Genomic DNA, 17,868 nt, shown 5'->3' on the forward strand with positions numbered 1-17,868 from the left:
CGCACCGCATGCTCTAGAGCCCGGCCCCAGGATCCCCGCCGCCGGGGACGACTCCATCCGATGCCGGATCCGTGCTTCGGATCTGCGAGAAGCGAACGCATCCCCCATGTCCAAGGCCGACACCCCCCGGGCCGAGAAGGCCGACACCCTGAAGCCCCGCCTGCCGCGCGGCTTCGTCGACCGGCGCGCCGGTGAGATCGCCGCGCAGCACCGGATGCTGGAGACGATCCGGCGGAGCTTCGAGCTCTACGGCTTCGAGGCGCTGGAGACTCCCTTCGTCGAGTACACCGAGGCGTTGGGGAAGTTCCTGCCCGACCTCGACCGGCCGAATGCGGGCGTGTTCTCGTTCCAGGACGACGACGAGGCGTGGCTGTCGCTGCGCTACGACCTCACGGCGCCGCTCGCCCGGTTCGTGGCCGAGCATTTCGACGCGCTGCCCAAGCCCTATCGCAGCTACCGGGCCGGCTACGTGTTCCGCAACGAGAAGCCGGGGCCGGGCCGCTTCCGCCAGTTCATGCAGTTCGACGCCGACATCGTGGGCGCCGGCAGCGTCGCGGCCGATGCCGAGATCTGCATGCTGATGGCCGACACGCTGAACCGGCTCGGGCTCGGCGGCCAGTACGTGGTCAAGGTCAACAACCGCAAGGTGCTCGACGGCGTGATGGAGGCGGCCGGCCTCGCGGGCGAGACCCGCGCCGGCCAGCGCCTCACCGTGCTGCGGGCGATCGACAAGCTCGACCGGCTGGGCGTCGACGGGGTGCGCCAGTTGCTGGGCGCCGGCCGCAAGGACGAGAGCGGCGACTTCACCAGGGGCGCGGGCCTCGACGAGGCGGCGATCGGGCGGATCCTCGCCTACGTGTCGTTCCAGGCCGATGCCGCGGACGGGGCCGACAAGGTGGCGTTCTGGGAAAAATTCTTCGGCGGCTGGCACGACGCGGTCGGCGATTCGGAGACCGGCCGGGAAGGCATCGCCGAGCTGCACGCGATCATGCGCCTCTGCGCGGCCGCCGGCTACGGCCACGACGTGATCCGGGCCGATCCGAGCGTGGTGCGCGGGCTCGAATACTACACGGGCCCGGTCTACGAGGCCGAGCTGACCTTCCCGGTCACCAACGAGGACGGCCAGACCGTGCGCTTCGGCTCCGTGGCGGGCGGCGGGCGCTACGACGGGCTCGTCGGGCGCTTCCGGGCCGAGCCGGTGCCGGCGGCGGGCTTCTCGATCGGGGTCTCGCGCCTGTTCTCGGCGCTGCAGCTCGTGAACAGCCCGCTGCTCGCCGGCTCGGAGAGCCCCGGGCCGGTGGTGGTGCTGGTCCTCGACCGGGAGAACATGGCCGATTACCAGCGCCTCGTCGCGCTGCTGCGCGCCGACGGCATCCGGGCCGAACTCTATCTCGGCGCCGCCGGCATGAAGGCGCAGATGAAATACGCCGACCGCCGCCGCGCTCCCGTGGCGGTCATCCAGGGCTCGAACGAGCGGCTGGCCGGCGAGGTCCAGATCAAGGACCTGATCGAGGGCGCCCGGGCGGCGGAGTCCATCGCCAGCAACGCCGCGTGGAAGGCGGCGCGTCCCGCGCAGGTCTCGTGTCCCGAGGCCGATCTGGTGGCGCAGGTCCGCGCCGTGCTGGCTCGGCATTTCCCATCCACTGCCGGTTGAAACGCGGAAGCCTCGGCGGCGTTGTCCCCGGTCGATGCCGCGACCCGTACGGCAGGGAGTCCCCGGGGATGCGTGCTGAGACCCTGATCCTGTCGGCCGCCCTGCTCCTCGCCTGCGCGGCGCCGGCCGCGGCGGCCCGTCCGATCCCCGGCCGGCTGCCCAGCGCCGTGGCTCTCGCCACGCCCGGCACCGGCAGCGCTCCCATCCTCAGCGCCGGCGTCGCCGCAGCCCCCGCGCTCAGCGCCCTGACCCGGCGCAAGCCGGGCCGCCGGGCCCGCGGGGCACGGCTCGGAAGCATCCGCCCGCTCTGAAAGTCCGGGGTTCCCCAAGGATGAGCCCTTGGGCAGGGGTTCGGGGGCGGAGCCCCTGAGACTTCGGTCACGCCAGGCACCAGGGCTCTGCCCTGGACCCGCGAAAGGTCTCGACCTTTCGAAACCGGGACTTGGCTCTATCGCAGGCAAACCGACGGCAGGGCGGCTCGGACTTTTGTGGCGAACGTCTCCAGATCGCAGCCGCCGTCCCGCGCCGGGCAGATCCCGATCGTCAGCGGCAGCGAGACCGGCGGGTCCTGGGGGCCGAGCGACCGGGCGGAGCGCAGCTGATCGAGGGTCTGGGCGAAGATCCGGATCCGGATGGTCCGCGTACCGCTCTCCGCATGGCGCCAGACCTCGAAGACGAGCGTCGCGCCGGGGGCGGTCGGATCCGGCTGGCCCGGGAGCGACCAGCCGAGGCCGAGGGCACCCGACAGGTTCGACAGGGTGGTGTCGTGGCCGGCCAGCACCACGAGCCGCGCGCGCGCGCCGAGCGGCGGTACGCCGAGGCCCCGGGGCGCCTCACCCTGCAGCAGGTCCGCGAGCATCCGCAGCAGCGTCGCCGCGCGGAACGCGGCGATCTCGGGCGTCCGGCGCAGGAGGTCGGCCGCCCGCCGGTGGGCGGGCAGCAGCGCCGCCAGGGTCTCGGGCGTGCCCTGGCCCCAGGCGACCTGTTCGGCCGGCAGGCCCTCCGCGTATTCCAGGAGCAGATTCTCCGACACGGTGGCGGCCAGCGCCAGCGGGCCCTCGATCCTCGGCCCGGTCGGCGTCGCGACGAGCGTGCTCGGGCCGTCGAGGCAGGCCGCCGGGACCGCCTTGCAGGCGTCAGGGCCCAGGATCCGCTTCAGGGCCGCGATGGCCTTCTCGGACGCCTTGTCGGTCACCGCCGTTCCGCCCGCAATCCTGCGCTGGATCGCCGCCAGGCCCTCAGCCGGATCGAGCGGGCAGACGCGCCCGCTGTCGAAGACCGGGTCGAGGGCGCCCACGGGCCCGTGACGCGCCACGAGGCCGCATCCGGGAACGAGGGCGTCGGCCAGGACCTGGCCGCTCCGGCGGGTGCGGTTTGCGGCGGCGTCCGCCCAGACCTGCACGACGTTCGGCGCCGGGCAGCCGGTCTCGGGCAGCAGCTCCGCCCTGGTATAGAGGCTCCGCAGGTAGGTCCCCATCCGCGCCAGGGCCTCGGCGCCGTGCGGCGTCAGCTCGCCCGGTTCGATCGGGAAGGGCGGCCAGGGCCGACCGGTCCTGGTTTCCAGCACGGTCGCCGCTGCGGTCGGCGCGCGCACGCCGTGGCGGGCGACCATCACAACCCGTTCGAGCTTCGGCTCGGCCCGGGCGGGCGCCTGCGTCGCGAGGAGGCCGGTCAGGACGGCGACCCCGAGGCGTCGCGGCCGGCCGGGAGCAGAGGGGATTTGTCGAGCCCGCACGGTATCCGCACATCCTTCACGGAGTGATCCGAGGATCCGGACCATGGATCGAGTCTTCGGGCCAGGGCAATCCGTCTCGATCCCGAGCAAGTCCAGCTGGTGAACGAATGACGCGCCCCGCTTCTTAGCCGTGAATTCGTCATCAGGAGACTTGATAATCGCTCTTGGCGGGTGATTTTTCTTGTCAAAGCGGATCATGTCTTTCGAATATGGCTCGCAGCCGTCGCCATGAAGGCATCGCGTCGGCCCGTCGCCGGGCTGCCCCTGCCGCGGTGCCGAAGATCGCCGGCAGCCCGGCCGTGCGGAGCGCTGGGCCCGCACTCGCCCACGGTCGCCGATGGTCGCCAAGCCCGGCCGCGGTTGCTACAGAGCGCCCGCGAGGTGAACACGATGACACGACCGGAGGCGGGCGAGACGGGAGCGGGGGATGCGGCGCGCGCGCGGCTCTCCGCCCATCTGAAGGCGGCGGGCTATCGGCCGGTGACGCCGCCGGTGCTGCAGCCGCTGGAGCCGTTCCTCGAACTGTCGGGCGAGGATATCCGCCGCCGGATCTTCGTGACCCAGGATGCGGGCGGGGCCGAGCTGTGCCTGCGGCCGGAATTCACGATTCCCGTCTGTCGCCTGCACCGGGCCGAGGCCGACGGGCGGGCGGCCGATTACAGCTATTGCGGCCCGGTCTTCCGGCTGGCCGCCGACGAGCCCGACGAGTTCTTCCAGGCCGGGATCGAGTCGATCGGGCGCACCGACACGCCGGCCGCGGATGCCGAGGTGCTGGGCCTCGCCCTCGAGGGCCTCGCGCTGTTCGGCCGGGCCGATCCGGCGGTGCGGCTCGGCGATATGGGCCTGACCGTGGCGCTCCTCGACGGGCTCGCGGTGCCGCCCGCGGCCAAAAGGCGGACGCTCCGGGCGCTGGCCGCCGGCCGCTCGCTCGACGCCGTGACCAACGGCGCGGGGGCGCGGCCCGAGGATCCGCATGCCGGCCTGCTGGCGGCGATCCAGGGCCAGGACCCGCGCGGCGTGCGCGCCTTCGTGGAGGACGTGCTGGCCATCGCCGGGATCTCGGCGGTGGGTGGGCGCAGCGCCGGCGAGATCGCCGAGCGGTTCCTCGCCAAGGCGGCCGCGCAAGCCCATGGCGGGGCCGGGCTCAATCCTGAGAACCGCGCCGTGCTCGACCGCTACCGGGCGATCGCCGGCCACCCGGACGCGGCGGCGCGCGACCTGCGGGCGCTGGTCACCGCGGCGAACATCCGCCACGACGCGCTGACGGCCGCCCTCGACCTGTTCGAGGAGCGCACCGGCTTCATCGCGGCCCGGGGCCTGCCGATCGAGCGGTTCCGCTTCCAGGGCGGCTTCGCCCGCAACCTCGACTACTACACCGGCTTCATCTTCGAGGTGACCGAGCGGGACGGCCCAATCCTGGTCGGCGGCGGCCGCTACGACGGGCTGCTCGGCCATCTCGGCAGCCCCGTACCGCTGCCGGCGGTCGGCTGCACCTTCTGGATCGAGCGCGTGGCGGGAGCCGGCCGATGAGTCTTTCGGATTCGGGCGCGCTGATCCTCGCCGTCCCCTCCAAGGGGCGCCTTCAGGAGAACGCCAGCGCGTTCTTCGGCCGGGCCGGGCTGAAGCTCGCGCAGGGCGCCGGCGCCCGCGACTACCGGGGCAAGCTCCTCGGGGTGCCGGATGTCGAGGTGCGCTACCTCTCGGCCTCCGAGATCGCCGCGCAGCTCGCCTCGGGGGCCGCCCATCTCGGGGTGACCGGCGAGGACCTGATCCGCGAGACCCTGCCGGACGTGCGCGGCCAGGTGGAGCTGCTGACGCCGCTCGGCTTCGGCAACGCCACCGTGGTGGTGGCGGTGCCCCAGGCCTGGATCGACGTGCGCGCCATGGCGGATCTCGACGAGGTCGCGGCCGGGATGCGCACCCGCCACGGGCGGCGCCTGCGGGTCGCCACCAAGTACGTGAACCTGACCCGCCGGTTCTTCGCCGAGAACGGCGTGGCCGATTACCGGATCGTCGAGAGCCTGGGCGCCACCGAGGGGGCGCCGGCCGCGGGCTCAGCCGAGATCGTGGTCGACATCACCACCACGGGGGCGACACTCTCCGCCAACGCCCTGAAGGTGCTGGAGGATGGGGTCATCCTGCGCTCCGAGGCGAATCTCGTGGCCTCGCTCAAGGCGCCCTGGGGCGAGGGCCAGCGGGCGGCGTTGCGCACGGTGCTCGGCCGGATCGCCGCCGAGGAGCGCGCCCGCACCACCCGGGAGGTGCGCGCCGCCTTGCCGGAGAGCGGCTCGATCGACCTCGCCAGCATCGCGGGCCTGCACGAGGCGGAGCTGCCCTACGGCGCCCCGCGGGGACCGGAGGGCGAGATCGTGCTGCGCTGCCCGGAGGGCGCGGTGTTCGAGCTGGCCGGCGCGCTGGTCGAGGCCGGCGCGCGGGCCGTGACGGTGCGGCGGGTGGATTACGCCTTCGCGGCCGAGAACCCGTTGGTGGAGCGGCTGCTGGCGCGGTTGTGAGATGACCACCCTCGTGGAGAAGGCCGTCGCGCATTGGCCGCACGTCGCGCCCCTGCTGACCGCCCCGGCGAACGGCGTTGAGTATGATCGGCTGGTCCAGGCCATGGACCAGATCCTGAGTCTCGTGGGCGAGGACGAGGATCATCCCCTGGCGGTTCTCGCCTCGCGCATCGGCGACCTGATCGAGGCCTACGACGAGGCGCATCGTCCGATGCCGCAGGTCACCGGTGCCGCGGCACTGCACGCCATCATGGACGAACGCGGGCTCGGTCAGGGCGATCTGCCGGAGGTAGGCCCGCGATCGGTCGTCTCGGAGATCCTGAGCGGGAAGCGTCAGATCGACGTCCGTCAGGCCCGAGCCTTGAGCGCGCGCTTTGCATTCCCGGCGGAGATGTTCCTCGATCTGTAGGGATCCGGCGCGGAGGATCGGCTGAGAATACGGCCTCCCACGAGATTGGGCCGGCGTGACGCGATTTGGGCGGCGGTTTCGTGGATCTCTACTGCGGCCCCTGCTTGGCGAATTCCGACAGCACCCCGCGCAGCACCCTGAGCCGCCCGTCATAGGCCGCGGTGAGGCAGACGACGTCGCCGCCGCAGGTCCGGCGCTCCGTCAGCCAGGTTTCCTGGTCTTCGCGCAACTTCGTCTGGCCGCCCATCGGCAGCACCGCCTTCAGGATCTCGAACCGGGTCGCCATCTCGACGTCCCGGTCGTTGAGGGGGAGATGCGCGCAGATCGCTTTCTCGTCGGGCGCCGCGGCCTTGTCGCAGGGAAAGCTCGCCGCGTGGGCGGAGGGGCTGAACGCCAGGGCGCTCAGGACCAGGGCGATGGGGAACGACTTCGACATGGCCGGAGAACGAGCCGCCGGGCGAAAGGCTCCCCCGGCGCCGCAGCGTGGTGAATCGGGCGCAGGATCAGCAGGATCGATCACAGGATCCCCGGATCAGAGGCTCGGCTTGACGATCGCCAGGATCACGATGCCGATCATCAGGAGCGTCGGCACCTCGTTGAGGATCCGGTAGAACCGGGGCGCGCGGGTGTTCCGGTCGGCGGCGAAATCCTTGACCATCCGGGCGAGCCAGCCGTGGATGCCCGACATCGCCAGCACCAGCAAGACCTTCGCCTGCAGCCAGGGGCTCGCGTAGAAGCCGCTCATCCAGGCGAGCGTCAAACCGAACAGCCAAGTGGCGATCATGGCGGGGTTCATGATCGCCTTGAGCAGGCGGCGCTCCATCACCTTGAAGGTCGCGGACTGCGCCTCGGAGCCCGGGGGCAGGCCGGCGTGATAGACGAACAGCCGCGGCAGGTAGAGCATGCCGGCCATCCAGGCGATCAGGCTGATGACGTGCCCGGCCTTGATCCAGTCGTACAGCAAGGCCGATCTAACCCCGCAGCCGGGCGAGCATGCGCTCGACATGGGCGACCGGCGTCTGCGGCGTGATGCCGTGGCCGAGGTTGAAGATGTGCGGCAGGCCGGCCGTCGCCGCCAGCACCGCGTCCACCGCCGCGTCGAGGGCCGCGCCGCCCTCGATCAGCGTATCGGGATGCAGGTTGCCCTGCGTCACCGTCGAGGCCGGGACCCGGGCGCGCAGGGCCTTCAGGTCCACGCCCCAATCGACCCCGACGGCGTCGGCGCCGGTCTCGGGCACCACCCGGGCATGGCCGTCGAGGCCGGAACCGCGGGCGAACACGATGATCTTGGCCCCCGGCACCCGGGCGCGGACGCCCGCGATCATCCGGGCGATGGGTTTCAGCGACCAGCGGGTGAGGGCGTCGGCGGCGGTCGCCTCCGGCAGGGCGCTCTCGGCGACGTCGCCGACCGGCTCGACGATCCCGCCCGGGGTCGGCACGGCAAGCGGCAGGGTGCCGGCATGGGACTCGAAGATCTGCACCGCGTCGGCGCCGGCTTCGAGCTGGCGCACGAGGTAGTCGGTCTGCACCGTGACGAGGCGGTCGATCAGGGTGTCGACCAGGGCCGTGTCGCCCTCGGCCAAGGCCCGCGCGGGGGCGAGATCCGGCGTGCCGCGGCCGCCGATCATGTAGCTCGCCACCGTCCAGGGAGCGCCGCAGAAGCCGAGCAGCGTCGTCTCGCCGGGTAGCTCGGTGCGCAGCCGCTTCACGGTCTCGAAGACCGGAGCGAGATGGTCCATCACCGCCGGGTCGCCGGCCTCGCGCAGGCGGGAAAACGCCGCGCGCCCGTCGAGCGGGTCCAGGCGCGGCCCCTCGCCCTCCACGAAGCGCACGTCCTGGCCCAGCGCGTGGGGGATGACCAGGATGTCCGAAAACAAAATCGCGGCGTCGAAGCCGAAGCGCCGGATCGGCTGAAGGGTGACCTCCACGGCGAAGTCCGGGCTGTAGCACAGGTCGAGGAACGAGCCGGCCTCGGCCCGGGTCGCCCGGTACTCCGGCAGGTAGCGGCCGGCCTGGCGCATCATCCAGGCGGGGGGCGGCCCGATGGCCTCTCCCTCGAGGACACGCAGCACCGTGCGCTTTCCCTGCGGCGTCCCCGTCATCTGCGCTCCATCCCCGCTCGTCCCATCCCGCATGCCCGTCGGCGCGCCTCCTGTCGAGTTGAGGCGCACCGATCCCCACACAGGCCCCTTCGAAAAGAAAAGAGAGATTCTAGGACTCTGTTTTTTCTATTGGGGGGCCGAGGTTCGGGGTCGCAAAAAGGTCCACAGGCCGTCCCCGCCGCCGCGCCGTTAACGAGGCTTTAAAGGATTTGCTCCAACTTGCGAGAACCGGACGGTCCGTCAGCGGCTTGGCAACGCCGAGTCCTGTGCGCACCCCGATTGCGTCCCGGATTCTCCCACGGGCCCGGATTCCGCGTGGCCCGATCAACGGCCTGTGAACGGCGGAGTCGATAACCGGATATCGCCTGACGCTGGACCGGCCCGGCAGGGCATCCTATCCACACTCATCGACTCCCCTGGCGGCCGGCGGTGGACAACGTGGGCCCCGCGCAAGACGACCGCAGAGGCGATCGGATGGGCCGCAGCTATTTCCACCTCCACCTCGTCTCGGACTCCACCGGCGAGACGCTGATCAATGTCGGCCGGGCGGCCGCCGCCCAATACGAGGGCGTGTCGGCGATCGAGCACGTCTACCCGCTGGTGCGCTCGGCCGCGCAGCTCGACCGGGTGATCTCGGAGATCCGGGCGGCGCCGGGCCTCGTGCTCTACACCCTGGTGGGCGGGGACCTCGGCGAGCGGCTGGAGGAGGTCGCCCGCGAGACCGGCTCCCCCTGCCTGTCGGTGCTGCGGCCGGTCCACGACCTGCTGCGCGCCTATCTCGGCGCCGAGACCACGGCCCGGCCCGGCGCCCAGCACATGCTCAACGCCGAGTACTTCAAGCGCATCGACGCGATGAACTTCACCCTGGCGCACGACGACGGCAACCTGCCGGAGGACCTCGAGGACGCCGACGTGATCCTGCTCGGGGTCAGCCGGACCTCGAAGACGCCGACTTCGATCTACCTCGCCAACCGCGGCCTCAAGACCACGAACCTACCGCTGGTGCCGGGCATGCCGCTGCCGCCCGCGATCGAGCGCGCCCGCAAGCCCCTGGTGGTCGGCCTGTTCGCCTCGCCGGAGCGGATCGTGCAGATCCGGCAGAACCGGCTGTCCAGCCTGAACGCCGACGAGTCCTCGCTCTACGTCGACCGCTCGGCGGTGGCCGACGAGATCACGATGTCGCGCCGGCTGTTCACCAAGAACCGCTGGCCGACCATCGACGTGACCCGCCGCTCGATCGAGGAGACCGCAGCCGCGATCGTCGACCTCTACCGCGACCACCGCCTGAAGTTCATCGCAGACTGAAACGGGGTTCCCAACGGGCGAGCCCCTTGGCAGGGGTTCGGGGGCAGAGCCCCCGAGACACCAGGACTCTGCCCGGGACCCGCGAGAGGTCTCGACCTTTCGAAACCGGACCTTCTCAGCTGCCGCTCAGGACCGCGCGGACCAGGGCGAGGCCGGCCACCAGGCCGAGCAGGCCGGCCGCGACCGAGGCCAGCACGTAGAGGGCGGCCATGGCGGTCTCGCCGCGCTCGTACAGGCTGATCGCGTCGAGCGAGAAGGTCGAGAAGGTGGTGAAGCCGCCGAGCATCCCGGTGGTCAGGAACAGCCGGGCCGGGTGGCCGGCCGCGCCGCGGAGCGCGAAGCCCTCGGCCAGCACGCCCATCAGGAACGAGCCCAGCACGTTGATGATCAGCGTGGCCAGGGGAAAGCCGAGGCCCGGCATCAGCCGCGCCACCGCGACGTTGACGCCGTGCCGCGCCCCGCCTCCGAGCCCGGCCCCGAGGATGACGATGAGGGTGTTGATCATGCCTGCCCTTCCTGTTCGGTCGGGCGGCCTCACACGTCGCGGCTTCGGCGCAAGGCCCCACCGCGGACGGCGGAGGGCGCGCCCGTGCGGTAGGAGCCATCAGCCCGGCTTGGCGAGGCCGGGCGGTTGTCGGGGAGCTCCATCCCCATCGGGGACAGGCTTAGCGCAGGATCGCCGACGGGGGAATGCGGTTTTCCCGCCCCGTCAGCCTGCGAAGGCGAAGTGGCTGCGCTGCGCGATCTGGGCGGCGTAGAAATCCTCCACCACCTCGCGGACCACCTCGGCCAGCTCGTCGCCCCGGTGCTCGTCGAGCTGGATGTCGCTGCCGACCGTCCGGCCGCTGGCGCAGCGCGCCGCGCCCGGCATGAGGCGCTCGTTGTAGCGCTGGTTCAGGCCCGAGACCGAGATGAAGTTGCTGCCGCCGAGTTCCGGCCCGTACTTGATCTTGATCTTCTGCTCCGCATCGGTCCCGCGCAATTGCGCGCAGAGGCTGATGAAGTTGTCCTGATCGATCTTGGCTTCCAGGCCCGTGATGCTGCCGTGGACGTTGTCCGCCTCGTTGAGCACCTCGGCCATGAGGTTCAGGACGCCCATCACCGGCTGCAGTGCCCGTGTGCCCTCGTCCAGAAGCTTTTTACGGAACGCATTGCTCCTGGCATCGGCTTCCTGCAGCCGCGCGCGGAACCGGTCCTTGACGTCGTTCGCGCGTGCCATCGCGCTCCTCCCTGATGGTTCATCCGGTTCTTGTGCGTCCGGATACTGGGAACCTATGGAAGTCGCTCAGATGACACAAGATCGTGCAAAATATTGATGCCTGCCTAGAACGTGAGCCATTGCACAGGAATAGTACTTGCCTAGGAACTGTGCAATGGCCCCGGATCAGGCCGTTGTCACTTGAGGAGCTGCAGCAGGCTGCGGCCGGCGGGGGTCTTGAGTTCCTTGGCGTCGAGCTTGCCGTCCCCGTCCGGATCGGCCGCCTTGAAGCGGCTCTCCACCAGGGCGAGGTATTCCTTGCGGTCGAGGGTGCCGTCGGAATCGCTGTCGGCCGCCTTCAGGTCCTTCTTGCTGACCCGGCCTTTCAGCTCCTTGGCGTCGACGGTGCCGTCCTTGTCCTTTTCGGCGGCGTCGAAAACCTTGCCGCCGGCCGCCTGAGCCTCGGCGAGGTCGATGGTGCCGTCCTTGTCGGTATCGACCATCTTCAGCGTGCGCTCGGCGCCGGAGGACTTGGCGAGGGCCGGCGTCGAGAGCGCGGCGGGCAGGACGAGGGCCGCGCCGAGCGCCGCGGCGAGGACGGGTCGGGTCAGGGTCATGGGCATTGCGGAAAGGTCTCCGATGGCGATCAGCGCCGGCGACCCAAATCATAACCGCGCGCGCTGTTCCCGGGCCGCCCTTCACAAGACGCGGATCGAGGAACCCCGCGCGGCCGCGCTCAGCGGGCCGGTCCGTCGAGGGGGGCAAGCCGGTCCGGGCCGGGCGCCGCGGCCACCGGCCGGGCGCGCGACAGGGCGCGGGCCAGGGCCGGCAGATCCGGGCCGGCCGCGCCCGAGACGCCGAACACCGATCGGTCGAGATCCGCGAAGGCGGCCGCGAGTTCGGGCCGCGCCCGCCAGATCCGGGCGAGGTCCGGCGTCTCGCGCATCGCCGCATCGAGGGCGGCGCGAAAGCCGGCCGGGTCACCGGCGCGGGCCGCCGCCCGCAGGCGGCGCCGGGCCGGTGCGGACGGGCGCAGGGTCGGCCGGCCGAGGCCGAAGCCGATCAGCGCCAGCCCGAGGCCGAAGGCGGCGAGCGCCGCGGCGGCCACCGTGAGCGGGGCGGGGATCGGCGGGGGCGCGCGCTCGGTCTCGCGGTCGGGCAGGCCGCCGCCGATCTGCCGGGCGGGGATCTCGGTCTCGCGCATCGTCCGGGTGTTGGTGTCGAACCAGGGGATCGCGATCGCGTCGAGGGGGATGATCTCCGGCACGCCGGGCTTCACGTCCCACTGGTAGGTGGCCCGCGCCACGGGGCCGGAGGGGGTCAGCAGGGTCTCGCGGGTGACGGGGCCCGCGAAGGTGATGATGCCGCGGGTGCGCATCACCGGCCGGGGCGGCAGGCCCTCGGCCACCATGCCCTGGGCCTCCAGGGTGACGATCCGGCGGGCGGTCTCGCCGACCTTGATGGTCTCGGGATCGGGGCTCCAGGAATCCGTGATGGACACGTCCCGGGCGGGCAGCCACCAGGGCTCCTTGGCGTCCGGGCCGCCGGTGGGGGCGGTCCATTGCGCCACCGGGAAGGGGATGGGCTGCGAGCGCACCTCGACCACCCGGCGCTCGCCGACATCGTTGACGGTGAGCTTGTGGATGAACGGCTCGATGGTGAAGTCGCCGGCGTGGTGCGGGAAGATCGCCACGGTGCGGTCGAACGCGATGGCGCTCTGGCCGTCCGGGAGCTTGGCCTTGCTCCAGTGGTCTCGGCCGAGCTGCGTCCAGGAGAAGTTGGCCAGCGAGGGCTGCACCACCTCCTCCAGCAGGATCGGCTGCTTGTAGACCCCGTGGATCTTCAACAGCACCATCTCGCGGGGATAGGGGGCGCTGTTGCCGTTGCGTTCCGCGGTGACCGTGAGGGTCAGGTCGCCGGGCTCGATCTCGGCCTGGGCGGGGAGGGGGGTGAGGGCGAGGAACAGGGCGAGGTGCCAGGCACGCGTCCCCCTCCGATGCGCAAGGGCTCCGCTGTTCGCATGTCGTTGGCCGTTGGGCTCTCTCCTCCCCCTTGCGGAGAGGAGCCGGAGGTGGGGGTGGTGCAGGATCGCGCGCAGCGGTGCCTCCTGTACCACCCCCACCCCTGACCCCTCCCCACAGGGGGGAGGGGATTGGCGCATCTCCGCACCGGGGCGCAGCCCCAAAACCCCAAAAGAAATCACCACGGGTTGCTCCCGGCGGGAATCGCGGTGCCGGCCTCGACCCGGCGGGTCTGCTCGGCGCGCAGGCGCAGCTTGAGATAGCGGCCCGGATCGTCCGGCAGGGTCTGGAGCCAGAGCCGGTCCGGGCGGATCTCGTGGGCCTCGAAGCTCTTGGTCACCCGGCGGACCTCGCGCTCGGGGGCCTCGGCCACCATGGCGGAGCCGCCCCCGGTCCGGCCGCGGCCCGCGGCGTCGCCGGCCGAGCCCCGGGCCTGGCCCTTGCCGGTGTCGATCGATTGCTGCTCGGCCTTGCCGCGGCGGGCGACCTTGCTGTTGCCGGGCAGCGACGCGCTGGCGTTCGACTCCTTGTTGCCGGCCAGACCCTCGCCGCTGGAGGCGGCGTTGATGTCGTTGTTCTCGTCCTGGTTGCCGGTGTTGTTGTAGCGGGCGCCGTACTGGGCGGTGCCGTTGGCGATGCCGCCGCCGGGGCCGCGGTCGATCACCTCGGCCCGCATCCGGGCGATCAGCGAGCGGTTGGCCTGGGCGTCGGCGTCGCGGGGGTTGAAGCGCAGGGCCTCGTCGTAGGCCGCGAGCGCCCCGTCGAGGTCGCCGGACCTGGCGAGCGCATTGCCAAGGTTGTAGCTCGCCCGGCGGCCGCCGGCGCGGAACAGGGCGATCGCATCGCCGTAGCGGCCCGCCTCGTAGAGGGCGGCGGCGTGCCAGGCCGGATCCGCGAAGATGTCGGCGGCAAGCCCCGGCAGGCCGATCCCCATCAGCAGGCGCCCGAACCCGGTCCGGGGCTGCGAGACGGCGAGCAGCGCCAGGAGGCCGAGGCCGGCGAGCGCCAGACCGGCGATGCGGGCAAGCTGCCGCCAGCGCGGGGGCAGGCCGGCCCGGAGCGGGGCGGCGAAGCCGGTGGCGGGGAGGGTCAGCCGCATCAGGCGCTCCTCATCATGCGCTCCTGCGGAACAGGATCAGGGCCGGCACGGCCGCGAGCAGCAGCAGCCAGCGCCCGAGATCCGCGTAGGCCAGCACGCCATAGCCGCCCGCCGCGAGGTGCTGGGCAAGGCCTGCGCCGACCGCGTCGAGCACCGGGCCGGGAGCCGCGATGTCGGCCACCGTGCCGCCGCCGGCCCGGGCGAGGGCGTCGAGGGCGGCCCGGTCGGGCTTCGGGGCGTTCTGCGGAAGCGGCTTGTCGGCGGGGACGAACAGGGCCTGGAGCCGCCAGCCCTGCTGGGCGATGGCGCGCGCCTCGCGGGTGGCGGCCTCGCCGATGCCGTCGCCGTCGCTGATCAGCACCACGTCGGCCGACACCACGTTGGCCTCCGCGAGGGTGCGGCGGGCGAGCGCCAGCCCGCGCTCGGGGTGTGAGCCGCGGTCCGGCACCGTGTCGGCGTCCAGCGCGAACAGGGTGGTGCCGAGGCTGTCGCGGTCGGTGGTGGGGGAGGCGGCGAGATAGGCGTCGCCCGCATAGACCACGAGGGCGACCGCTCGGGTTCCGGCCGCCTCGGCGACCGCGGCGGCGGCCTGCCGGACGCCCTGGAGGTTGCCGCCCTCCGCGACCGAGCGCGACAGGTCGACGACGATCACCGTCTCGTCGAGGTTGCGGAAGGTGCGCCCGTCCATCCGCTCCACGGCGGGGCCGGTCAGCGCCAGGGCGATCAGCCCGGCGGCCAGCGCCGCGGCGAGGTTCGCCTGGCGGCGTCCGCCCAGCACGGCGCCGGTGCGGGCGAGGTGGGCCATCAGCGCCGGATCCATCGCCCGGACCCAGTCGCCGAGCGGCGCCGAACGCGACGCGGCGCGCAGCGCCAGCAGGACGATCACGGGAATCGCCAGGAACCACCAGGGGCGCAGGAGCGCGACGGCGTCGAGGGCGCTCATGGGGCTGAACCCGAGATGGCGCGCCCTGTCCCGGACAGGTGGAGCGTCAGCGCAACCTGATCCGGGACCCAGCACGGGACGCGCCGCGCGAGCGGCACAGATTGATCCCAGTCGACGCTTCGCGACGTCTTATGCTGGATCCCAGATCGCATTCCGCTGACGCTGCATGCGCCCGGGAAAGGGGCCGCGCGCGAACTTAACCCGGCCGTGAACGCCACACCCATCACGCCCCCCTCCGGCTGGCGAGCAGCGCGGCGGCGCTCAACAGCGCCAGGGCGGCCGGCCAGGGCCAGAGGTCCCGGCGCAGCGGCAGGGGCGGGGCCAGCGCCCGGCCGCCCTCCAGCCGGTCGATGGCGTCGGCCACCCGGACGAGATCGTCGGTGGTGCGCACCCGGAACGCCTCGCCGCCACTCGCCTGGGCCATGTCGCGCAGGGTCTCGGTATCGACCACGTCCTGCTCGCCGTCGGCGTCGGCCATGTCGCGGGGGCCGAGCGCGATCGTGTAGATCTTGATGCCGAGTTCCTTGGCGAGCTCGGCCACGTCCTTGGGGGTGGTCTGGCCGGCGTTGTTGGCGCCGTCCGAGAGCAGGATCACGGCCTTCGCGGCCTTTTGGGGCTCGGCCTCGCCCCCGGTGTCCCGCGGATCCAGCCGCCGCAGGGCGAGCCCGAGCCCGTCGCCGATCCCGGTGGAGCGGCCGCTGATCCCGATCGTCGCCTCGTCCAGCGCCCGGGCGACCGCCGCGGTGTCGAAGCTCGGGGCGGCGGCCACGTAGGCCTGGTCGGCGAAGATCACGAGGCCGATCCGGTCCCCGGCCCGGCGCCGGATGAAGTCGGTGCCGACGCGCTTGACCGCGGCGAGCCGGGTCACGGTCTCGCCGTCGAGGGCGAAGTCGCGCCGCTCCATGGAGCCCGAGAGGTCCATGGCGATCATGATCTCGCGGCCCGAGGCCGGCAGCGCCGCCGCCGGCATGACGAGGCGCGGGCCGCTGAGCGCGACGACGAGGGCGGTCCAGAGCGTCCAGGTGAGCGCGGCCCGGCGCCGGCCGCGGGCGGCGAGGTCGGCGCCGGAGCGCCCCGCGCCCACCAGCGTCCCGGGCACGCGCAGCGCCCCGCTGCCGCCCTCGGGCTCGGCCGGGATCAGGCGGGCGGCCAGCACCGGCAGCGGCAGGGCCAGCAGCGCCCAGGGCGCCGCGAGGTCGAAGGCCGACAGGAGGGCGCTGAGCCAGGCGGGCAGGAGGCTGCTCATCGACAGGAGGCTGCTCATCGACGGTGGCTCATGCCCGCAGCCGCCCGATCAGCCGGCCGAGTTCGGCATCCAGAGCGTCGAGGTCCGGCGCCTGCCGACGGTACAGGCCGTCGGCCAGCACCCGCCCGGCGCCCCGCGTGAAGAACGTGGTCCCGAACAGCCCGTCGAGGCGGGCGGCCCAGTCCGCGCCGGTTGCCCGGGTCTCGGCGTCGCCGCCGAGCGTCCGGCCGAGGCGGCGCAGCAGGCGGGCCTGGGCCAGGAGCCGCGCCTCCGGAGCGAGGCCGCGGCTGCGGGCGAGTTCGGCGAGCGCCGCCCGGCGCACGGTGGCCCGGGACCGGCCGCGCCCGTAGCGGACGAGCCCCACCAGCAGGGCGGCGAGGAAGCCCAGGAGGGCGGCGGCGACGATCTCACCCTGCACGGCCCCCGCGGCCCCGCCGGGCAGGTGGAGGCCGCGGAGCTGATCGAGGCCGAGCGGGGTCTCGACGGGAATCGCGGCGGGGTTCATCGCCGCGTCCATCTAGGTATCCATGGGGGCGATCCGGCCTCACAGCACCGCATCGAGGCGCTCCATCAGCGGTGCATAGGCTTCCGGCCCGGTCTCGACGTCGAGGCGCACCCCCGCGATGCCGCGGCGGGCGTACTCGGCGAGCCGGGCCTCGGCCTCTCCGGTGGCCGTCGCAGCCGGCAGGGCGGTCCCGCGGTGCCCGTCCGCGAGCGCGAAGGGGTAGTAGCCCGGCGGCCGGGCGCGCTCGAAGGCGTCGCTCACCAGGATCAGCCGGATGGCGATCCGCTCGGCCAGCAGGGTCAGGAGTTCATCGAAGCCCGGGCCGGGATCGTCCAGGGCGCTGGCGACGACGAGGTGTCCCCCGGCCGGCAGCAGGCTGCGGGCGAGGCCGAGCGTCGCCTCGAGGGGCGGCTCCGGCTCGGCGCGGGCGGCCGACAGCGTCTCCAGGGCCTCCGCGTGGGCCTGGGCGAGGGCGCCGGTCACCGCGATCATGGCGCGCTCGCCGCCCGCCGGCCGCAGAACGGTCGGCGCCCGGGATGCCGCACCCGCCGACGCCACCGCGAGGCCGACCCGGCCGCCATCGGCCGCGATCCGCCAGCCGAGCAGCGCCAGGGCCTCGGCGGCCGCCACCGAGCGCAGGGCCCGGCGGGTGCCGAACAGCATGGAGGGCCGGAAATCGGCGAGCAGCACCACGGCGCGGTCGCGCTCGTCGTGGTGGGTGCGCACGTGCAGCTGCCCGGTCCGGGCCGTGGCGTTGCGGTCGATGAAGCGGCGGTCGTCGCCCTCCGACCAGAGCCGGACATCCTCCGGCTCGGAGCCGCGCCCGCGGCGGCGGGTGACGATCCCGCCCGGCAGGCCCGCCAGCGTCCGGGTCGCCGGCGCCGAGCCCCGCCGGGCGAGGTGGCGCAGGCCCATCAGGGCCTCGCCCGAGAGATGGATGCCGCTGTCGGCACCGCCTCTCCCTCCCCCCTCTGCGGGGGAGGGTGGGCCGGCCGTCATGCCTGGTCGGGTCGGGACAAAGTCCCGCAAGGGGGGAACCCGGCTTCCTGAAGCGACGCGACCGTCATGAAGGCCGGCGTTCAATTCTGCACCGTCGCGCTGCCCCTCTCCCGACCCCCTTCGGGGGCCACCCTCCCCC

General features: G+C 72.8%; 19 protein-coding genes and 1 riboswitch. Of the genes, 6 read left to right on the forward strand and 13 right to left on the reverse strand.

Translation table 11 applies throughout. The features are described from left to right. Window positions 1–106: 106 nt before the first annotated feature. Window positions 107–1,654: a histidine--tRNA ligase gene (hisS, locus tag MKK75_RS22030; RefSeq protein ID WP_244044649.1), complete on the forward strand. Its 1,548-nt coding sequence runs from the start codon at window positions 107–109 to the stop codon at window positions 1,652–1,654. A 68-nt stretch (window positions 1,655–1,722) separates the two neighbouring features. After that, window positions 1,723–1,965: a hypothetical protein gene (locus tag MKK75_RS22035; protein WP_244044668.1), complete on the forward strand. Its 243-nt coding sequence runs from the start codon at window positions 1,723–1,725 to the stop codon at window positions 1,963–1,965. A gap of 137 nt (window positions 1,966–2,102) precedes the next feature. Here MKK75_RS22035 and MKK75_RS22040 read toward each other — a convergent pair whose 3' ends face one another. Further along, a complete protein-coding gene (locus MKK75_RS22040) occupies window positions 2,103–3,389 on the reverse strand; it encodes a histidine-type phosphatase (RefSeq protein ID WP_244044650.1) in 1,287 nt (428 codons plus the stop codon). Window positions 3,390–3,779: 390 nt separating this feature from the next. Here MKK75_RS22040 and MKK75_RS22045 point away from each other — a divergent pair, with 390 nt between their 5' ends. The 3 genes from MKK75_RS22045 to MKK75_RS22055 are packed head-to-tail and all read left to right on the forward strand — an operon-like array spanning window position 3,780 to window position 6,311. Further along, window positions 3,780–4,919 carry an ATP phosphoribosyltransferase regulatory subunit gene (locus MKK75_RS22045; RefSeq protein ID WP_244044651.1) on the forward strand — a complete coding sequence of 380 codons (1,140 nt, stop codon included), beginning with the start codon at window positions 3,780–3,782 and terminating at the stop codon, window positions 4,917–4,919. Then, entirely contained in the window at window positions 4,916–5,902 is a 987-nt protein-coding gene (gene hisG / locus MKK75_RS22050; RefSeq protein ID WP_244044652.1) for an ATP phosphoribosyltransferase, read from the forward strand. Before MKK75_RS22045 ends, hisG begins: the two co-directional genes overlap by 4 nt. 1 nt (window position 5,903) lies before the next feature. Continuing rightward, window positions 5,904–6,311 (forward strand): type II toxin-antitoxin system HigA family antitoxin, encoded by a 408-nt coding sequence (locus MKK75_RS22055; RefSeq protein ID WP_244044653.1) that lies wholly within the window; start codon window positions 5,904–5,906, stop codon window positions 6,309–6,311. An 88-nt stretch (window positions 6,312–6,399) separates the two neighbouring features. On the opposite strand, the gene MKK75_RS22060 is transcribed toward MKK75_RS22055, so the two are convergent. The 3 genes from MKK75_RS22060 to MKK75_RS22070 all read right to left on the reverse strand — a co-directional run bounded on the left by MKK75_RS22060 (window position 6,400) and on the right by MKK75_RS22070 (window position 8,413). Beyond that, on the reverse strand, window positions 6,400–6,747 hold the full coding sequence (locus MKK75_RS22060; RefSeq protein ID WP_244044654.1) for a lysozyme inhibitor LprI family protein: 348 nt from the start codon (window positions 6,745–6,747) through the stop codon (window positions 6,400–6,402). 96 nt (window positions 6,748–6,843) lie between these two features. Beyond that, on the reverse strand, window positions 6,844–7,275 hold the full coding sequence (gene hemJ / locus MKK75_RS22065; protein WP_244044655.1) for a protoporphyrinogen oxidase HemJ: 432 nt from the start codon (window positions 7,273–7,275) through the stop codon (window positions 6,844–6,846). Window positions 7,276–7,282: 7 nt separating this feature from the next. Next, the gene (locus tag MKK75_RS22070) at window positions 7,283–8,413 is read right to left on the reverse strand and encodes a uroporphyrinogen decarboxylase (RefSeq protein WP_244044656.1); all 1,131 of its coding nucleotides are present in this window, start codon (window positions 8,411–8,413) and stop codon (window positions 7,283–7,285) included. Between the two features lie 474 nt (window positions 8,414–8,887). Here MKK75_RS22070 and MKK75_RS22075 point away from each other — a divergent pair, with 474 nt between their 5' ends. After that, window positions 8,888–9,718, forward strand: coding sequence for a pyruvate, water dikinase regulatory protein (locus MKK75_RS22075; protein ID WP_244044657.1), 831 nt, complete (start codon window positions 8,888–8,890; stop codon window positions 9,716–9,718). A gap of 115 nt (window positions 9,719–9,833) precedes the next feature. On the opposite strand, the gene crcB is transcribed toward MKK75_RS22075, so the two are convergent. The 9 genes from crcB to MKK75_RS22120 all read right to left on the reverse strand — a co-directional run bounded on the left by crcB (window position 9,834) and on the right by MKK75_RS22120 (window position 17,645). Further along, window positions 9,834–10,223 (reverse strand): fluoride efflux transporter CrcB, encoded by a 390-nt coding sequence (gene crcB, locus MKK75_RS22080; protein WP_244044658.1) that lies wholly within the window; start codon window positions 10,221–10,223, stop codon window positions 9,834–9,836. Window positions 10,224–10,306: 83 nt separating this feature from the next. After that, window positions 10,307–10,379: riboswitch (Fluoride riboswitch) on the reverse strand. Between the two features lie 48 nt (window positions 10,380–10,427). Next, window positions 10,428–10,937: a hypothetical protein gene (locus tag MKK75_RS22085; RefSeq protein WP_244044659.1), complete on the reverse strand. Its 510-nt coding sequence runs from the start codon at window positions 10,935–10,937 to the stop codon at window positions 10,428–10,430. A 176-nt stretch (window positions 10,938–11,113) separates the two neighbouring features. Beyond that, window positions 11,114–11,539 carry an EF-hand domain-containing protein gene (locus MKK75_RS22090; protein WP_244044660.1) on the reverse strand — a complete coding sequence of 142 codons (426 nt, stop codon included), beginning with the start codon at window positions 11,537–11,539 and terminating at the stop codon, window positions 11,114–11,116. Window positions 11,540–11,652: 113 nt separating this feature from the next. Next, the gene (locus MKK75_RS22095; RefSeq protein WP_244044665.1) at window positions 11,653–12,882 is read right to left on the reverse strand and encodes a hypothetical protein; all 1,230 of its coding nucleotides are present in this window, start codon (window positions 12,880–12,882) and stop codon (window positions 11,653–11,655) included. Window positions 12,883–13,115: 233 nt separating this feature from the next. Continuing rightward, window positions 13,116–14,036, reverse strand: coding sequence for a tetratricopeptide repeat protein (locus MKK75_RS22100; protein ID WP_244044661.1), 921 nt, complete (start codon window positions 14,034–14,036; stop codon window positions 13,116–13,118). A 13-nt stretch (window positions 14,037–14,049) separates the two neighbouring features. Beyond that, entirely contained in the window at window positions 14,050–14,979 is a 930-nt protein-coding gene (locus MKK75_RS22105) for a VWA domain-containing protein (protein ID WP_244044662.1), read from the reverse strand. Window positions 14,980–15,202: 223 nt separating this feature from the next. Beyond that, window positions 15,203–16,225: a VWA domain-containing protein gene (locus tag MKK75_RS22110; RefSeq protein WP_244044666.1), complete on the reverse strand. Its 1,023-nt coding sequence runs from the start codon at window positions 16,223–16,225 to the stop codon at window positions 15,203–15,205. Window positions 16,226–16,253: 28 nt separating this feature from the next. Next, window positions 16,254–16,730 (reverse strand): DUF4381 family protein, encoded by a 477-nt coding sequence (locus MKK75_RS22115; protein WP_244044667.1) that lies wholly within the window; start codon window positions 16,728–16,730, stop codon window positions 16,254–16,256. A 39-nt stretch (window positions 16,731–16,769) separates the two neighbouring features. Further along, window positions 16,770–17,645, reverse strand: coding sequence for a DUF58 domain-containing protein (locus MKK75_RS22120; RefSeq protein WP_244044663.1), 876 nt, complete (start codon window positions 17,643–17,645; stop codon window positions 16,770–16,772). Between the last annotated feature and the right edge of the window lie 223 nt (window positions 17,646–17,868).

This window comes from Methylobacterium sp. J-030 (assembly GCF_022829545.1).
In the GTDB taxonomy this organism is placed as follows: domain Bacteria; phylum Pseudomonadota; class Alphaproteobacteria; order Rhizobiales; family Beijerinckiaceae; genus Methylobacterium.

What these genes read in the sequence shown, in the direction of transcription:
- hisS (WP_244044649.1), top strand. Translation starts at nt 107, where the DNA reads ATGTCCAAGGCCGACACCCCCCGGGCCGAGAAGGCCGACACCCTGAAG.
- MKK75_RS22035 (WP_244044668.1), top strand. Translation starts at nt 1,723, where the DNA reads ATGCGTGCTGAGACCCTGATCCTGTCGGCCGCCCTGCTCCTCGCCTGC.
- MKK75_RS22045 (WP_244044651.1), top strand. Translation starts at nt 3,780, where the DNA reads ATGACACGACCGGAGGCGGGCGAGACGGGAGCGGGGGATGCGGCGCGC.
- hisG (WP_244044652.1), top strand. Translation starts at nt 4,916, where the DNA reads ATGAGTCTTTCGGATTCGGGCGCGCTGATCCTCGCCGTCCCCTCCAAG.
- MKK75_RS22055 (WP_244044653.1), top strand. Translation starts at nt 5,904, where the DNA reads ATGACCACCCTCGTGGAGAAGGCCGTCGCGCATTGGCCGCACGTCGCG.
- MKK75_RS22060 (WP_244044654.1), bottom strand. Translation starts at nt 6,747, where the DNA reads ATGTCGAAGTCGTTCCCCATCGCCCTGGTCCTGAGCGCCCTGGCGTTC.
- MKK75_RS22070 (WP_244044656.1), bottom strand. Translation starts at nt 8,413, where the DNA reads ATGACGGGGACGCCGCAGGGAAAGCGCACGGTGCTGCGTGTCCTCGAG.
- MKK75_RS22075 (WP_244044657.1), top strand. Translation starts at nt 8,888, where the DNA reads ATGGGCCGCAGCTATTTCCACCTCCACCTCGTCTCGGACTCCACCGGC.
- crcB (WP_244044658.1), bottom strand. Translation starts at nt 10,223, where the DNA reads ATGATCAACACCCTCATCGTCATCCTCGGGGCCGGGCTCGGAGGCGGG.
- MKK75_RS22085 (WP_244044659.1), bottom strand. Translation starts at nt 10,937, where the DNA reads ATGGCACGCGCGAACGACGTCAAGGACCGGTTCCGCGCGCGGCTGCAG.
- MKK75_RS22090 (WP_244044660.1), bottom strand. Translation starts at nt 11,539, where the DNA reads ATGCCCATGACCCTGACCCGACCCGTCCTCGCCGCGGCGCTCGGCGCG.
- MKK75_RS22100 (WP_244044661.1), bottom strand. Translation starts at nt 14,036, where the DNA reads ATGCGGCTGACCCTCCCCGCCACCGGCTTCGCCGCCCCGCTCCGGGCC.
- MKK75_RS22105 (WP_244044662.1), bottom strand. Translation starts at nt 14,979, where the DNA reads ATGAGCGCCCTCGACGCCGTCGCGCTCCTGCGCCCCTGGTGGTTCCTG.
- MKK75_RS22110 (WP_244044666.1), bottom strand. Translation starts at nt 16,225, where the DNA reads ATGAGCAGCCTCCTGCCCGCCTGGCTCAGCGCCCTCCTGTCGGCCTTC.
- MKK75_RS22115 (WP_244044667.1), bottom strand. Translation starts at nt 16,730, where the DNA reads ATGAACCCCGCCGCGATTCCCGTCGAGACCCCGCTCGGCCTCGATCAG.
- MKK75_RS22120 (WP_244044663.1), bottom strand. Translation starts at nt 17,645, where the DNA reads ATGGGCCTGCGCCACCTCGCCCGGCGGGGCTCGGCGCCGGCGACCCGG.